This is a genomic window from Conyzicola sp. (assembly GCF_046714715.1).
In the GTDB taxonomy this organism is placed as follows: Bacteria; Actinomycetota; Actinomycetes; order Actinomycetales; family Microbacteriaceae; genus Conyzicola.
The window spans coordinates 1-13,629 of record NZ_JBKKAD010000221.1 but is presented as its reverse complement, the minus strand read 5'-3'; the positions used below and the strand labels follow the sequence as shown (position 1 = coordinate 13,629).

Below are 13,629 nucleotides of genomic sequence, written 5' to 3'. Positions count from 1 at the left end.
CCATCGCGCTCAACCCGACCGACGGACTCGTCCGCGGCCAGGAAGTCCGCGACTCCGGCAAGCCGATCACCGTGCCCGTCGGTGACATCACCAAGGGCAAGGTCTTCAACGTCATCGGCGAGGTGCTCAACGCTGAGCCCGGCGAGAAGATCGAGATCACCGAGCGCTGGCCCATCCACCGCAAGCCCCCGGCATTCGACCAGCTCGAGTCGAAGACGGAGCTCTTCGAGACCGGCATCAAGGTCATCGACCTCCTCACCCCGTACGTACAGGGTGGAAAGATCGGACTCTTCGGTGGTGCAGGTGTCGGCAAGACCGTCCTCATCCAGGAGATGATCCAGCGCGTCGCGCAGGACCACGGTGGAGTGTCCGTGTTCGCCGGTGTCGGCGAGCGCACCCGTGAGGGCAACGACCTCATCGCCGAGATGGAAGAGGCCGGCGTCTTCGACAAGACCGCGTTGGTCTTCGGCCAGATGGATGAGCCGCCGGGAACGCGTCTTCGCGTGGCCCTGTCGGCGCTCACGATGGCGGAGTACAACCGCGACGTGAAGAACCAGCACGTGTTGCTCATCATAGACAACATCTTCCGCTTCACGCAGGCCGGCTCCGAGGTCTCGACGCTTCTCGGCCGTATGCCGTCCGCCGTGGGTTACCAGCCGAACCTGGCCGACGAGATGGGTGTGCTCCAGGAGCGCATCACCTCGACGCGTGGTCGCTCGATCACCTCGCTGCAGGCCATCTACGTGCCCGCCGACGACTACACCGACCCTGCGCCGGCCACGACGTTCGCCCACCTCGACGCGACCACCGAGCTCAGCCGCGAGATCGCATCGAAGGGCCTCTACCCGGCCGTCGACCCGCTGACCTCCACCAGCCGCATCCTCGACCCCCGCTACCTGGGCGCCGACCACTACCGTGTTGCGACCGCCGTGAAGGCGATCCTTCAGAAGAACAAGGAACTCCAGGAGATCATCGCGATCCTCGGTGTCGACGAGCTCTCTGAAGAAGACAAGATCACAGTGTCGCGCGCACGCCGCATCCAGCAGTTCCTGTCGCAGAACACCTACATGGCGAAGAAGTTCACCGGTGTAGAGGGCTCGACGGTTCCGCTGAAAGACACGATCGAGTCGTTCGACGCGATCACCAAGGGCGAGTTCGACCACGTTGCCGAGCAGGCCTTCTTCAACGTCGGTGGCATCAACGACGTCGAAGAGCAGTGGGCGAAGATCCAGAAGGAGAACGGCTAGTCATGGCCGAACTCAAGGTCAGCGTCGTCTCCGCGGACAACGAGGTTTGGTCCGGACTGGCGAAGCAGATCGTCGCGCGAACGACCGAGGGCGAGATCGGCATCCTGCCGGGTCACGAACCGCTCCTCGCGATCCTCGCGGCCGGTGAAGTGCGCGTGACGACTCTCGAGGGAGACGTCGTCACGGCCAGCGCGGCCGACGGGTTCCTCTCCGTCGAGCACAACACCGTGACGATCGTCGCACGCAACGCCGAGCTGGTCTGACGACAGTGCTCATCGCGATGGCCGGGCTTCCGGGAACTGGAAAAACGGCCATCGCCGAGGCGATCGGTGCGCGGCTGCTCAGGCCGGTTGTGTCGGTCGATCCCATCGAGTCCGCGATTCTGCGGGCCGGGATCGACGCCGACCAGCCGACGGGGCTGGCCGCGTACCTCGTCGCCGAAACCCTCGCCGAGATCGTTCTCGGCGCGGGGCACGGTGCCATAGTCGACGCGGTCAACGCCGTCGACCCGGCCAGGGAGCAGTGGGTCTCCCTCGCCGCCCGTTCTGGGCAGACGCTCAAGTTCATCGAGGTCATCTGTTCGGATGTCGCGGTGCACCGTAACCGCCTCGAGGCCCGTCAGCGCAATCTCCCGCGATTGTCCGAACCCACGTGGCACGCGGTCGAGCAGAGTCTCGACGAGTACGCCGCCTGGTCGGGACCGAGTGGCGCCGTCGAACGGCTCACTCTCGACTCGGTCGAACCCCTCGACGTTCTCGTCGAACGCGCCGTCGAATTTCTCGGGCGTCCCACCTCTTCCTAGGACCGCATGCTCGTTCTTCTCCCACCGTCGGAGACCAAGCGCGACGGAGGCGAAGCCGGCCGCTCGCTCGATCTCGCATCGCTGCGCCACCCGCAGCTCACGGCCCCGCGGCGCGCGGCCGTCTCGGCACTGACCACGCTCTCGCTCGACGCCGTCGCCGCGACGGGAGCTCTCGGCCTCGGGCCGACCCAGGCCTTCGAGATCGACCGCAACCGCGCGCTCGAGTCGTCCCCGGTGATGCCCGCGATCGATCGCTATACGGGCGTGCTCTACGACGGCATCGACGCCGCGAGCCTGACCGCCGAACAGCGGGCCTGGGTGCTGCGGCACGTCGCCGTGAACTCGGCGCTGTTCGGCCTGCTGGGTGCCGGTGACGAGATTCCCGCCTACCGGCTGTCGCACGACTCGCGCCTGCCCGGCCTGCCGCTCAAGAAGCACTGGCGCGCGGCCAACTCCGCGGTGCTCGCGGCGACGCCCGGTGTCATCCTCGACCTTCGCTCCGAGTCGTACGCCGCTCTCGGCCCCCTGCCCCAGCACGACGAGGCACACTACCTGCGCGTCGTCACGCAGACAGCCACCGGCCAGAAGAGGGCCCTGACCCACTTCAACAAGAAGGGTAAGGGCGTATTCGTGCGGCAGCTCGCCGAGTCCGGTCGTGACCACGAGAGCGTCGAGTCCCTGCTGCAATGGGCCGCGGCGAGCGGCATCCGGCTCGAACGCGGCCGCCCTGGCGAACTGGAACTGTCGGTCTGAGGCCCTCGCCGCGCTGGCGATAGAGTGAGCGCACAGGCAGGCACGACCCGGGGGATGCGCGATGGATTCGTATGACAGCTACACGAGTGACGCGCAGGTTTTCGCGTCGGTCTTCCTCATCCTCGCTGCCACGATCGTCGCGTTCGTTGTTCTGCTGGTCGTGAACTACCTGCTGCTGGCGATCCCGCTGTCTGCGCTGTTCCGCAAGACGGGGATCGAACCGTGGAAGGCATGGGTGCCGCTGTACTCCACCTTCACGTGGCTGCGGCTCGGCGGCCAGAACGGGAACTGGGTGTGGCCGAGCCTGGTGCCCTACGGCGGCATCGTGACGTCGGTGCCGCTGTATCTCGGGATGCACCGCACCGGCAGAGCGTTCGGCAAGGGGCCGGGATTTCTGGTGCTCGGCATTCTGCTGCCGTGGGTGTGGCTGTTCATTCTGGGCTTCGGACGCGACCAGTACCGTCCCGGCCTGATCGCCGCTGCGGGATTGAGCGCACCGCTGGAGGGTGACGGAGCGCGCGCACACCTCACCCTGGGCGCCCCACCCTCGTGGACGACTCCCGCTGGGCCCACCGAGTACACCGCGACGCGGTACCCGCCGCCCGTCTAGACCCGCGCGCGGAAGCACCCCGCGACGTGATCGTCGACCATGCCGCTCGACTGCATCAGGGCGTAGAGCGTGGTCGGCCCGACGAAGCGGAAGCCCAAGGCCCGGAGCGCCTTGCTCATGGCCGTCGATTCGGGCGTCACGGCGGGGATGTCGGCGAACGATGCCGGCGCGTGCGGTCGGGCCGGGGGAGCGAAGCCCCACAGCAGTTCGTCGAGCGCTCCGGGAGATTCGCGGGTGAGCTGGAGGGTCAGCCCGGCGTTCGCGATGGTCGCCTCGATCTTGGCGCGGTTGCGGATGATCGCGGCGTTCTGCATCAGGGTGTCGGCATCGGCGGGTGTCATCACAGCGACGCGAGCGGGATCGAAGCCGTGGAAGGCCGCGCGGAAGCTCTCGCGTCGGCGCAGAATCGTGATCCACGACAGGCCGGCCTGGAAGCCCTCGAGGCTGAGCTTCTCGAATAACGGGCGGTCGCCGTGCAACGCGAAGCCCCACTCGGTGTCGTGATAGCGCTGATACTCGGCGTCGGACCCGGCCCACGAGCAGCGGTGCACCCCGTCGTCGCCGACGACGATGCTGGGGCGGGGCCGAACCGTGGCCGTCTCGCTCACGCGGGCGCGCCGAGTTCACCTGCCGACGCACTCGCCGACGCGAGCACCGTGCGGTGCACGATGCCCTCGTGGTCGAGCAGCCAGGCCTTGGTGGGAATGCCGTTGCCGCCGCTGTAACCGGTGATCTTGCCGTTGCCGGCGAGGATGCGGTGGCACGGCACGATGATCGGCACGGGGTTGGCGCCCACGGCGCCGCCGACGGCCCGCCCCGCGGTGGCCCGGCCCGTGGCGGCGCCGATGCTGCCGTAGGAGGCGACCTCGCCCCAGCCGAGCGACGACAGCTCGCTCCACACGGCCTTCTGGAACTCGGTGCCGACGAGGGCGACGGGTACGTCGAAGTCGCGGCGGGTGCCGGCGAAGTATTCGGCGAGCTGCTCTTTCGCGGTCTCGAGCACCGCGTTGCTGCGTTGCGGGAACTCTTCGAGCGGCAGCGAGCCGGCGCGCTCGATACTGAGCGACGTCACCGCCTGACCGTCGCTCGTGAGCTCGAGACGGCCGATCGGGCTGTCGACGCGCACGAGAAACGGCGGGGCGGTGAAGGTGGCGGATCGAATGGTCATGGATCGACTGTAACGCCCGCCGACGACGCCGATCTGGCACTTTTCGGACATGGCGAAAACGTGGCCGGCAACCGTCTTGGGGAGGACAGGACGCCCCGGTCTAGCATGAGCGCATGGCAACTATCGAGTACCGCACCCTCGGCGCGAGTGGACTCCGCGTCTCCACCATCGGCCTCGGCTGCAACAACTTCGGCCGCGCCGATACGCCCACCGAGACGCAGGCCGGCACCGACGCCGTCATCCACGCCGCGATCGACGCGGGGGTCACCCTCTTCGACACCGCGGACATCTACGGAGCGGAGCGCGGCCTCAGCGAGACGCTCATGGGCAACTCCCTCGGCGCGCGCCGCAACGACATCGTGCTCGCGACGAAGTTCGGAATGGACATGGCGGGGGCGAACGGGCCCGACTGGGGTGCGCGTGGCTCTCGCCGGTACATCCGTCTCGCCGTCGAGGCCTCGCTGCGCAGGCTGCAGACCGACTGGATCGATCTCTACCAACTGCACGCGCCCGACCCGCTCACTCCCATCGGCGAGACGCTGAGCACGCTCGACGACCTGATCACCGAGGGCAAGGTGCGCTACATCGGCCACTCGAACCTGGCCGGCTGGCAGATCGCCGACGCGGAGTACACGGCGGCGCTCGGGTCGCATCCGAAGTTCGTCTCGGCGCAGAACGAGTACAGCCTGCTCGTGCGCGACGCCGAGGCCGAGGTGCTGCCGGCCGTCAACGCCTACGGGCTCGGTTTCCTGCCGTTCTTCCCGCTCTACAACGGGCTGTTCACAGGCAAGTTCTCGCGCGAGGGAGGCCCGGCAGACAGTCGCATCATGCGCATCCGTTCGCACCTGCTGACGGACGCACCGTGGGACACCATCGAGCGGTACGAGGCGTTCTGCGCGGCCCGCGGCGTCAGCATGCTCGAAGCCACCTTCGCGTGGCTGCTCGCCCAGCCGGGCCTCACGAGCGTGATCGCGGGGGCGACTAGACCCGAGCAGATCGAACAGAATGCGGATGCCGCCGTCGCGTGGGCCCCGAGCCGCGAAGAGGTCGCCGAGATCTCCGAGATGTTCGACCCGGCGTCGCTCGCCTAGCTGCGGCGCGCACAGCTACGGCAGGGTCAGTACGATCTTGCCCAGGCCGCTGCGTTCTTCGAAGCGCCGGTAGGCGTCGGCGACGCGCGCGAGCGGGAATGTGGCGAGGATCGGAAACACCAGTTCGCCTGTAGCGGCCTGTCGGGCGAACTCCTCGAGTTCGGCCCGGCTCCTGCGGCCGCCGCCCACATTGCTGATGCCGGCGGTGTCGAAATCGACGATCGAGTTGATGCGGGAGGGCTCGATGCCGAGCTCGATGCCGATACGCACCGACTCCGGTCCCGCGTTGTCGAGCATTGCGGTGTAGCCCTGCGGCGCGGCGTCGCGCAGCCGCTCCAGCTCGCCGGCGCCGTAGGCCACAGGTGTCGCGCCGAGCGAGCGCAGCAGCTCGTGGTGCGCCTCGCTCGCCGTACCGACCACGGTGGCGCCGGTGGCCAGCGCGAACTGGGCGGCCAGCAGCCCGACACCGCCGGCGGCCGCCGTGACGACGACGGTGTCGTCGGCGGTGAGAGCGAGAGAGTCGGTCGAGCGGCGGGCCGCGTTGGCCACGAGCCCGATTCCGCCCGCGACCGCCCAGTCGAGCCCGGCGGGTTTGGGAGCGACGTTGGCCGCCCGCACGACCACGAACTCGGCCTGCGCGGCGAACGACGTGTAGCCGAGCACCTCGTCGCCGGGGGAGAGGTCGTCGACTCCCTCGCCGACCTCGTCGACCACCCCGGCGAACTCCGCGCCCTGCCCGCTCGGCAGCGCGTGGTCGGAGACATAGCCGCCCCGACGCACCTTGTAGTCGTAAGCGTTGAGCCCGGCGGCGCGCACGGCGACCCGCACCTGCCCGGCGCCGGCGTGCGGTTCGTCGACGTCGATGACGTTGAGCACGTCGGGGGATCCGAATTGCGAGTAGCTGACCGCGAGTGACATGCGAGCCAGCTTATGCACAGCCGGCGGTTCTGCACAGATCGCCTGCGCCCGCGTCCCGCCGGTATCGCGCGGCGGAGACTGGCGGCATGTCAACAGTCGTGACCGCCGCCAATGCCGCGGACTTTCTCGCCGTCGTGCCCCATCTCGTCGGGTTCGAGCCCCGCGACAGCATCGTCTTCGTCGCCTTCCGTGGGCGTCGCACCTGCGCCGCCCTGCGATTCGATCTTCCGCAGAAGGCCGCTTCGGATGACGCGGGGCGACGCCTCCACAAACGCGTGGCCACGACGCTCGTGGGCACCATAAGCAAACTGCCCGGCGTCGACGCCGTCGTGCCGGTGGTCTTCACCGACGAGGGGTTCGGCGGCTCCGGCGCACCCCGCGCCCTCTTCGTCTCCGCCGTCACCACCCGTCTCGAGTTCTCCGGTTTCGAGGTGCGCGACGCGCTGTGCGTCGCGTCAGACGGCTGGGGTTCCTATCTCGACGCGCGGTGCCCCGCAGAGGGCAGACCGCTCGCCGCGATCGAGCGGTCTCGCGTGCTCGACGAGCTGTCGGCCGACGCCCTGCGTCCGCTCGGCGACGTCGCGCGGTGGGCGGCGCTGCCCCACGTCGGCGCGATCGACGGCGAGCGGGTGGCGAAGCTGGTGCTGCGGTTCGCCGCGCTGATCGACGGTACGCCCGGCCGCCCGGTCGACCCGCGGGTCGCACGAGCCGTCGGCCTGCCTCGTGCCCAACCGCCGAGCGACGTTCCGTCGACGCTCGAAGCGATCCTGAGCGTCGACCCGGGCCGCATCGAGCCTGCGGCCGCCGCGTTCGTCATCGCCGTCGTACGTTCGCCCGCCCTACGCGATGTCGTCATGCTGCAGTGGGCCTTCGACCTCGAGACGGGCGAGCGTGTGCTCGACGACGCGCACCGGTTCGCCCTCGGTGCGCCCGCCGACGCGCTCCCCTCAGCCGGATTGATGCTCGGCCGAGGCCCGCGACCCGATCCCGCCCGCGTCGAGACAGCGATCGACTTGCTCAAGACCATCGCGGCTCTTGCGCCACGTCGCAATCGTCCGCCCGTGCTGTGCATGCTCGCCTGGCTCAGCTGGGCCCTCGGACGAAGCAGCGTGGCCAACGAATTCGTGTGCGCCGCCGAAGACATCGACGCCGCATACGGGCTCGCCGAGGTACTGCGCATGGTGTTGGAACGCGGGATGCTGCCCGAGTGGGCGTTCGCGCCGGGCTAGGCGTTGAGGTCAGCTAGCTGTTCAGTGCGGCTAGGGCCCAGTTGAGCGTCGTGGCGAACAGCACCCATGCCCAGTAGGGCACGAGCAGACCCGCCGCGACCCTGCTGACCCGCCAGAACGACAGCATTGTGAGCAGCACGGCAACGTCGAGGGCGAGGATGATCGCTAGCGCAATCCACAGGGCGGGGGCGCCGATGGACGGATAGAGGCCGAAGAACACGGGAGTCCACAGCGCGTTGAGCACCAGCTGCACGACGTAGAGCCTCAGAGCCGCACGCACGTTCACCCGGTCACGCTGCCGCCAGACGAGCCAGGCCGCGACGCTCATCAGGGTGTAGAGCAGCGTCCACGCGGGGCCGAAGACCCAGCTCGGCGGGTTCCACGACGCCTTCTCGGCGTCGGCGTACCAGCCCTCCACGTTGCCGGCCGTAGCGATCGAGCCGAGGGCGGCCACGGCGAACGATATCGCCAGGAACGCCGCCAGTACGAGTGCCGATCGCACCCTCGAGGTGGTTGACGTGGTCGAGGCTGCGGCTGGGGTTACGGGAGTGGTGGACGGTTCCGACATGCCATTCACCTTACGTTCGCCGGGTGCGCCGGGTCGAGTCGGGGCGGGGCCGGGTCGGTTCGGGTCAGAGCCCGTCGCCACTGCGCGGGGCGATGTTGATGCTGCTGTTCAGATCGTCGACGTCGGCGTTCAGTCCGTCGAGCTCGGCGAGTTTGGTCTGGTAGCTCGCATCGCGCGCCGAAATCGACGCGTAGAGAGCGTCGAGGTCTTCCTGCCGTTGGAGCAGCGCGTTGCGCTCGCGCGCGAACTGCGCCTGCGACGGGAAGTCGCCGCTGTCGGCGCGCGCGTTGAAGGCCTCCACGTCGGCGTCGAGCTGGTCGAAGCCGGACGTGTACGAGCTGTAGTCGGCCTCGATGCTCGCGGAGAGTGCCTCGAGTTCGGCGACGAGCGCCTCCGCACGGTTCTCGAGGTCGACGAACACCTGATGGGAGACGGTGAACAGCCCCACGAGGTGCTGGCGGTCGGTAAACAGGTCGGCGTAGTGCTGTTCGAGCCGTGGGTCGAGAGCGGCGACCTCGGTGCCGAGGATGGAGTGCAGTTCATTGAGGCGTTCGCCCGGCTCGCTGCGCGCGTAGAAGTCCATGCGTTCCACGAAGGCGGGGTCGCCTTCCATGGCCACGGCCTGCGCCTCGAGCAGCGGGGAGATCGCTGCGAGTTCGGCGTCGCCCATCCGCGCCCACGCGGCGTGCAGCATCTCGTGGGCGGCGATGACCTCCTCCATGCCGTCGAGACGCTCGTCGGTGATGTCGTAGAGGTGGATGGCGCTCGACGCGGGAAGGTAGCAGCCGAGGGTGCCCACGCCCTCTTCGTCGCTCGAGCAGATCGAGTCGAACTCGGCCTTCCCGTTGACCTCGGGATGGGTCGCGTAGAAGAGAAACTCGCCCAGTTCGGTCATGGTGGACCGTTCCACGTACCCCGCGAGTTCGGCACTGGGCTCGAAGTCCCACACGGCGAGCTGGTCGGTGATGCGCTGCCCGTGCAGCGAGGCCCAGGCGAGGGGCACGAGCGCCGCGAGCTGGATCGCCATGACCACGACGACGGCGAGCACGCCGACCAGCGGGAAACGAGCGCGCGCACCGCGGGTGGCAGTAGTCGTGTCGTTCAGAAGCTCGTCTCCGATGCGAGAGTGGAACCCGGCGGTGTTCGGAAACCTTAGCAGCGGCCCACCCGGCAGAATGGGACGATGCCGACCTCCGAACCCGACGCCGCCACCCGCCAGCGCGTCATCGTGATCGTCGCCGCGATCATCCTCGACGACGAGGGGCGGCTGCTGCTGGTGCGCAAGCGCGGCACCGAGCGCTTTATGCAGGCCGGCGGGAAGATCGACGCGGGGGAGACGGCGGCGGTCGCCCTCGTGCGCGAGCTGCACGAAGAACTGCTGCTCGTGGTCGAGCCGGGCGATCTCGACTATCTCGGTCGCTTCCACGCGCCGGCCGCCAACGAGGCGGGATTCGTCGTCGACGCCGAAGTTTTCTTCGTCTCGGTTCGAGGCACAGCCGTGGCATCCGCTGAAATCGAAGAACTCGTCTGGGTCTCGCCGGTCGAGGCGCTCGCGCTACCGCTCGCGCCGCTCACCAGCGAGATCCTGCTGCCGCTGCTCGCCGAGCGCGCCGGTTAGCGAGCGCGGCTCTCAGCCCTTCTTGTGCGGGTGCTTGTTGTGCTTGTGCTGCTGCTTGGGCGGGTCGGAGGCGAGAAACTCCACGGCCTCGTCGATCGACGTCACCTCCGCGGGAACGCCGTCGTCGAGCTGCGAGGGCTTCCACGCCAGGATCACGTCCTGACCCTTTTCGATGTACCCGACGGTATTGCCGTCGGCGAGCACCTGCCAGTCGAGCGGAACGTCGGGGATGCCCATTCCCAGTGACCGCGTCTTCGCGGTGGGCATGATCGTGACGGTGTGGCCGACCGCCTCGAAGTCGATTCCTTGGGGTCGCAACGTTGCGAGATCATCGAGAGTAACCATGGGGCCCACCCTAGGCCGCGCGGCCACGGGCGGCTAGTGCGCCCCTACAGCTTGCTCCACGCCTCCGTCAGCACCGAGCGCAGGATCTGTTCCACCTCGTCGAACTCGGCCGGCCCAACGGTGAGCGGCGGTGCCAGCTGGATGACGGGGTCGCCTCGGTCGTCGGCCCGGCAGTAGAGGCCGGCCTCGAAGAGCGCCTTCGACAGGAAGCCGCGCAGCAGGCGCTCCGACTCGTCGGCGTCGAAGGTCTCCTTGGTGGCCTTGTCTTTCACCAGCTCGATGCCGAAGAAGTAGCCGTCGCCGCGCACGTTGCCCACGATCGGCAGGTCGAGCAGCTTCTCGAGCGTCGCCCGGAACACGGGCGAGTTCTCGCGCACGTTCTCGTTGAGCTTCTCCTCCTCGAAGATGTCGAGGTTGGCGAGGGCGACGGCGGACGACACGGGGTGTCCGCCGAACGTGTAGCCGTGATAGAACGACACGTCGCCGTGCTTGAACGGCTCGTAGATCTTCTCGCTCACGATCGTGGCGCCGATGGGCGAGTAGCCGCTCGTCATGCCCTTCGCGCAGGTGATCATGTCGGGCTCGAAGCCGTAGGTGGTCGAGGCGAACATGTTGCCGATGCGACCGAAGCCGGTGATGACCTCGTCGGCCACGAGCAGCACGTCGTACCGGTCGCAGATCTCGCGCACCCGGGCGAAGTAGCCGGGCGGCGGAGGGAACGCCCCGCCCGAGTTCTGCACGGGCTCGAGGAAGACGGCGGCGACGGTTTCCGGGCCCTCGAACAGGATCATCTCCTCGATGCGGTTCGCGGCCCACTGCCCGAACGCGACCTCGTCGTCGGCGGGCGCGCCCATCTCGGCGGCGCGGTAGAAGTTGGTGTTCGGCACGCGGAACCCGCCGGGCGTGACCGGCTCGAACATCTCTTTCATGCCGGGGATGCCGGTGATCGCCAGGGCGCCCTGCGTGGTGCCGTGGTAGGCGACGGAGCGGGAGATGACCTTGTGCTTGGTCGGCCGGCCCCGCAGCTTCCAGTAGTACTTCGCGAGTTTGAAGGCGGTCTCGACCGCTTCGCCGCCGCCGGAGGAGAAGAACACCCGGTTCAGTTCGCCGGGGGCGTACGAGGCGAGGCGGTCGGCGAGTTCGATCGCCGCGGGGTGGGCGTACGACCAGAGCGGGAAGAAGGCGAGCTCTTCGGCCTGCTTCGCGGCAACCTCGGCCAGCCGCTTGCGCCCGTGGCCGGCGTTGACGACGAACAGCCCCGAGAGGCCGTCGAAGTACCGCTTGCCCCGGTTGTCCCAGATGTGGTGGCCGCTGCCCTTCACGATGATGGGCACGCCGCCGCCGTCCTCCATGACGGACTGGCGGTTGAAGTGCATCCAGAGGTGGTCTTTGGCCTTCCGCTGCAGCACGCTGTCGTCGGTCTTCTGCGCGGAGACGGGGCTGTCGGATGGCACGGGCTGAACTGTCGTGGTCATGGCTGTTATCTCGTTCCCCAGTTGTAGAACTGCTTGAAGAGTTTCAGGTAGACGAACGTCTCGGTCGACTGCACACCGTCGATCGCGCGGATCCGCTTGTTGAGCAGGTCGATGAGGTCGTCGTCGTTCTCGCAGACGACCTCCGCGAGGATGTCGAAGCTGCCGGCGGTGAGCACGACGTAGTCCACGGCATCGAGCGCCCCGAGTGCCTCGGCGACCAGGGTGGTGTCGCCCGAGACCCGCACGCCGATCATGGCCTGGCGGTAGAAGCCCAGCTGCATCGGGTCGGTGACGGCGACGACCTGCATCACCCCCGACTCGGTGAGTTTCTGCACGCGCTGCCGCACGGCGGCCTCGCTGAGCCCGACGGCCTTGCCGATCTCGGCGTAGGAGCGGCGCCCGTCGGTCTGTAGCTGCTCGATGATGGCCTTGGAGACGGCGTCGAGTTGCAACGCCTTCGTCGCCGACTTCGAGGGGGTCTTGCCTGTCGTGGTCATGGGTTGATTGTGGCAGCCGGCCGAAGTGGTCACAAGCGATTCCGCAACAATTACGCCGATCTACCGACGAAATCCGTCGAATCATGGCGTAGAGAGCGGCGGTGAAGGTGGGTATGTTGGAGCCATGAGCGCTAACGAACTCCGTAACTTCATCAACGGCGAGTACGTGGCCGCCCGCAGCGAGACCTCGTTCGACGTGATCGACCCGTCGACGGAAGAGGCCTATGCGTCGTCACCGGTGTCGGGGGCGGGTGACGTGGACGCCGCCTTCTCCGCGGCATCCGACGCCTTCGAGACGTGGGGCGAGACCACGCCCGCCGAACGGCAGCTCGCCCTGTTCCGCATCGCCGACGCCATGGAGGCGCGCGCCGAGGAGTTCGCCGACGTCGAGTCGAAGGACACCGGCAAGCCGCGCGCGAGCCTCGTCGCCGACGAGATCATGCTGTCGGTCGACCAGATCCGGTTCTTCGCAGGCGAGGCGCGCCACCTCAGCGGCATGGCCACGGGCGAGTACATGAAAGACCACACGTCGTCGATCCGGCGCGAACCCATCGGGGTCATCGGCCAGGTCACGCCGTGGAACTACCCGCTGAACATGGCCGTCTGGAAGTTCGCCCCGGCGATCGCGGCCGGCAACACGACCGTGCTCAAGCCAAGCGACACCACCCCGTCGTCCACTCTGTTGCTCGCCGAGGTCGCCGCAGAGTTCCTGCCGCCGGGCGTGCTCAACGTGATCACGGGCGACCGCACGACGGGCGCCGCGATGATCGACCACCGCACACCCCAGATGGTCTCGATCACCGGCTCGGTGCGCGCCGGTATGGCCGTCGCGTCCGCGGCATCCAAAGACCTCAAGCGCGTGCATCTCGAGCTCGGCGGCAAGGCTCCCGTGATCGTCTTCGACGACGCCGACATCGAGTCGGCCGTCGAGGGCATCGCGACCGCCGGCTTCTTCAATGCCGGGCAGGACTGCACCGCGGCCACCCGGGTGCTCGTGCAGCAGGGCATCCACGACGAGTTCGTCGCGGCGCTCGCCGCCTACTCCCGCGCCAACGCGATCACGGGCGCGCCCGCCGACGAGGGCGTGCTGTTCGGCCCGGTGAACAACGCCAACCAGCTCGCCCAGGTGGAGGGCTTCATAGACCGGCTGCCCGACAACGCGGTGATCGAGCTCGGCGGCCGTCGGCAGGGATCCGTCGGCTACTTCCACGAGGCGACCATCGTGTCGGGACTCGTGCAGACGGATGACGCGGTGCAGAACGAGATCTTCGGCCCGGTCATCACGGTGCAGAGCTTCACCGACGAGCG

Annotated in this window: 17 protein-coding genes; 9 read left to right on the top strand and 8 right to left on the bottom strand. The window is 68.2% G+C overall.

Going from position 1 to position 13,629, the window contains the following annotated elements; translation table 11 throughout:
- The 5 genes from atpD to ACLQ6X_RS17195 form a co-directional block, all read left to right on the top strand.
- Positions 1-1,247: F0F1 ATP synthase subunit beta (atpD, locus tag ACLQ6X_RS17215; protein WP_411701373.1), on the top strand; the 1,247-nt coding region annotated here is incomplete at its 5' end.
- A 2-nt stretch (positions 1,248-1,249) separates the two neighbouring features.
- On the top strand, positions 1,250-1,510 hold the full coding sequence (locus ACLQ6X_RS17210) for a F0F1 ATP synthase subunit epsilon (protein WP_411701372.1): 261 nt from the start codon (positions 1,250-1,252) through the stop codon (positions 1,508-1,510).
- Positions 1,511-1,515: 5 nt separating this feature from the next.
- Positions 1,516-2,049, top strand: coding sequence for an AAA family ATPase (locus tag ACLQ6X_RS17205; RefSeq protein WP_411701371.1), 534 nt, complete (start codon positions 1,516-1,518; stop codon positions 2,047-2,049).
- A 6-nt stretch (positions 2,050-2,055) separates the two neighbouring features.
- Entirely contained in the window at positions 2,056-2,802 is a 747-nt protein-coding gene (locus ACLQ6X_RS17200) for a YaaA family protein (protein WP_411701370.1), read from the top strand.
- A 61-nt stretch (positions 2,803-2,863) separates the two neighbouring features.
- On the top strand, positions 2,864-3,412 hold the full coding sequence (locus ACLQ6X_RS17195; protein WP_411701369.1) for a DUF5684 domain-containing protein: 549 nt from the start codon (positions 2,864-2,866) through the stop codon (positions 3,410-3,412).
- Here ACLQ6X_RS17195 and ACLQ6X_RS17190 read toward each other — a convergent pair.
- Both ACLQ6X_RS17190 and ACLQ6X_RS17185 read right to left on the bottom strand, forming a co-directional pair.
- Positions 3,409-4,020, bottom strand: a complete 612-nt coding sequence (locus ACLQ6X_RS17190) for a DNA-3-methyladenine glycosylase I (RefSeq protein ID WP_411701368.1) — start codon at positions 4,018-4,020, stop codon at positions 3,409-3,411. The two genes, ACLQ6X_RS17195 and ACLQ6X_RS17190, sit on opposite strands and share 4 nt — an antisense overlap.
- On the bottom strand, positions 4,017-4,580 hold the full coding sequence (locus ACLQ6X_RS17185) for a methylated-DNA--[protein]-cysteine S-methyltransferase (RefSeq protein WP_411701367.1): 564 nt from the start codon (positions 4,578-4,580) through the stop codon (positions 4,017-4,019). Before ACLQ6X_RS17185 ends, ACLQ6X_RS17190 begins: the two co-directional genes overlap by 4 nt.
- Positions 4,581-4,693: 113 nt before the next feature.
- On the opposite strand from ACLQ6X_RS17185, the gene ACLQ6X_RS17180 reads away from it, so the two are divergent.
- Complete coding sequence (locus ACLQ6X_RS17180; protein WP_411701366.1) at positions 4,694-5,671, top strand: aldo/keto reductase; 978 nt, start codon at positions 4,694-4,696, stop codon at positions 5,669-5,671.
- A 15-nt stretch (positions 5,672-5,686) separates the two neighbouring features.
- Here ACLQ6X_RS17180 and ACLQ6X_RS17175 read toward each other — a convergent pair whose 3' ends face one another.
- On the bottom strand, positions 5,687-6,589 hold the full coding sequence (locus ACLQ6X_RS17175) for an NADP-dependent oxidoreductase (RefSeq protein ID WP_411701365.1): 903 nt from the start codon (positions 6,587-6,589) through the stop codon (positions 5,687-5,689).
- Positions 6,590-6,675: 86 nt separating this feature from the next.
- Between ACLQ6X_RS17175 and ACLQ6X_RS17170 the strand changes: the two genes are divergently transcribed.
- Positions 6,676-7,818 (top strand): DUF4192 family protein, encoded by a 1,143-nt coding sequence (locus ACLQ6X_RS17170; protein ID WP_411701364.1) that lies wholly within the window; start codon positions 6,676-6,678, stop codon positions 7,816-7,818.
- A gap of 13 nt (positions 7,819-7,831) precedes the next feature.
- Here the strand turns inward: ACLQ6X_RS17170 and ACLQ6X_RS17165 are convergent, their stop codons facing one another.
- Positions 7,832-8,386, bottom strand: coding sequence for a TspO/MBR family protein (locus ACLQ6X_RS17165; protein ID WP_411701363.1), 555 nt, complete (start codon positions 8,384-8,386; stop codon positions 7,832-7,834).
- A 64-nt stretch (positions 8,387-8,450) separates the two neighbouring features.
- Positions 8,451-9,434 carry a hypothetical protein gene (locus ACLQ6X_RS17160; RefSeq protein WP_411701362.1) on the bottom strand — a complete coding sequence of 328 codons (984 nt, stop codon included), beginning with the start codon at positions 9,432-9,434 and terminating at the stop codon, positions 8,451-8,453.
- A 135-nt stretch (positions 9,435-9,569) separates the two neighbouring features.
- On the opposite strand from ACLQ6X_RS17160, the gene ACLQ6X_RS17155 reads away from it, so the two are divergent.
- Positions 9,570-10,004 carry an NUDIX hydrolase gene (locus tag ACLQ6X_RS17155; protein WP_411701361.1) on the top strand — a complete coding sequence of 145 codons (435 nt, stop codon included), beginning with the start codon at positions 9,570-9,572 and terminating at the stop codon, positions 10,002-10,004.
- Positions 10,005-10,016: 12 nt separating this feature from the next.
- Here ACLQ6X_RS17155 and ACLQ6X_RS17150 read toward each other — a convergent pair whose 3' ends face one another.
- The 3 genes from ACLQ6X_RS17150 to ACLQ6X_RS17140 are packed head-to-tail and all read right to left on the bottom strand — an operon-like array spanning position 10,017 to position 12,321.
- Complete coding sequence (locus tag ACLQ6X_RS17150) at positions 10,017-10,349, bottom strand: hypothetical protein (RefSeq protein WP_411701360.1); 333 nt, start codon at positions 10,347-10,349, stop codon at positions 10,017-10,019.
- A gap of 44 nt (positions 10,350-10,393) precedes the next feature.
- Positions 10,394-11,824: an aspartate aminotransferase family protein gene (locus ACLQ6X_RS17145; protein ID WP_411701359.1), complete on the bottom strand. Its 1,431-nt coding sequence runs from the start codon at positions 11,822-11,824 to the stop codon at positions 10,394-10,396.
- Between the two features lie 5 nt (positions 11,825-11,829).
- A complete protein-coding gene (locus ACLQ6X_RS17140) occupies positions 11,830-12,321 on the bottom strand; it encodes an Lrp/AsnC family transcriptional regulator (RefSeq protein WP_411701358.1) in 492 nt (163 codons plus the stop codon).
- A 124-nt stretch (positions 12,322-12,445) separates the two neighbouring features.
- Here ACLQ6X_RS17140 and ACLQ6X_RS17135 point away from each other — a divergent pair.
- On the top strand, positions 12,446-13,629 hold a 1,184-nt coding region (locus ACLQ6X_RS17135), incomplete at its 3' end, for an aldehyde dehydrogenase family protein (protein ID WP_411701357.1).

Bases quoted from the DNA above. Each gene is read 5' to 3' on its own strand.
- ACLQ6X_RS17210 (WP_411701372.1), top strand. From the start codon at position 1,250: ATGGCCGAACTCAAGGTCAGCGTCGTCTCCGCGGACAACGAGGTTTGG.
- ACLQ6X_RS17200 (WP_411701370.1), top strand. From the start codon at position 2,056: ATGCTCGTTCTTCTCCCACCGTCGGAGACCAAGCGCGACGGAGGCGAA.
- ACLQ6X_RS17195 (WP_411701369.1), top strand. From the start codon at position 2,864: ATGGATTCGTATGACAGCTACACGAGTGACGCGCAGGTTTTCGCGTCG.
- ACLQ6X_RS17185 (WP_411701367.1), bottom strand. From the start codon at position 4,580: ATGACCATTCGATCCGCCACCTTCACCGCCCCGCCGTTTCTCGTGCGC.
- ACLQ6X_RS17180 (WP_411701366.1), top strand. From the start codon at position 4,694: ATGGCAACTATCGAGTACCGCACCCTCGGCGCGAGTGGACTCCGCGTC.
- ACLQ6X_RS17175 (WP_411701365.1), bottom strand. From the start codon at position 6,589: ATGTCACTCGCGGTCAGCTACTCGCAATTCGGATCCCCCGACGTGCTC.
- ACLQ6X_RS17170 (WP_411701364.1), top strand. From the start codon at position 6,676: ATGTCAACAGTCGTGACCGCCGCCAATGCCGCGGACTTTCTCGCCGTC.
- ACLQ6X_RS17165 (WP_411701363.1), bottom strand. From the start codon at position 8,386: ATGTCGGAACCGTCCACCACTCCCGTAACCCCAGCCGCAGCCTCGACC.
- ACLQ6X_RS17155 (WP_411701361.1), top strand. From the start codon at position 9,570: ATGCCGACCTCCGAACCCGACGCCGCCACCCGCCAGCGCGTCATCGTG.
- ACLQ6X_RS17150 (WP_411701360.1), bottom strand. From the start codon at position 10,349: ATGGTTACTCTCGATGATCTCGCAACGTTGCGACCCCAAGGAATCGAC.
- ACLQ6X_RS17145 (WP_411701359.1), bottom strand. From the start codon at position 11,824: ATGACCACGACAGTTCAGCCCGTGCCATCCGACAGCCCCGTCTCCGCG.
- ACLQ6X_RS17140 (WP_411701358.1), bottom strand. From the start codon at position 12,321: ATGACCACGACAGGCAAGACCCCCTCGAAGTCGGCGACGAAGGCGTTG.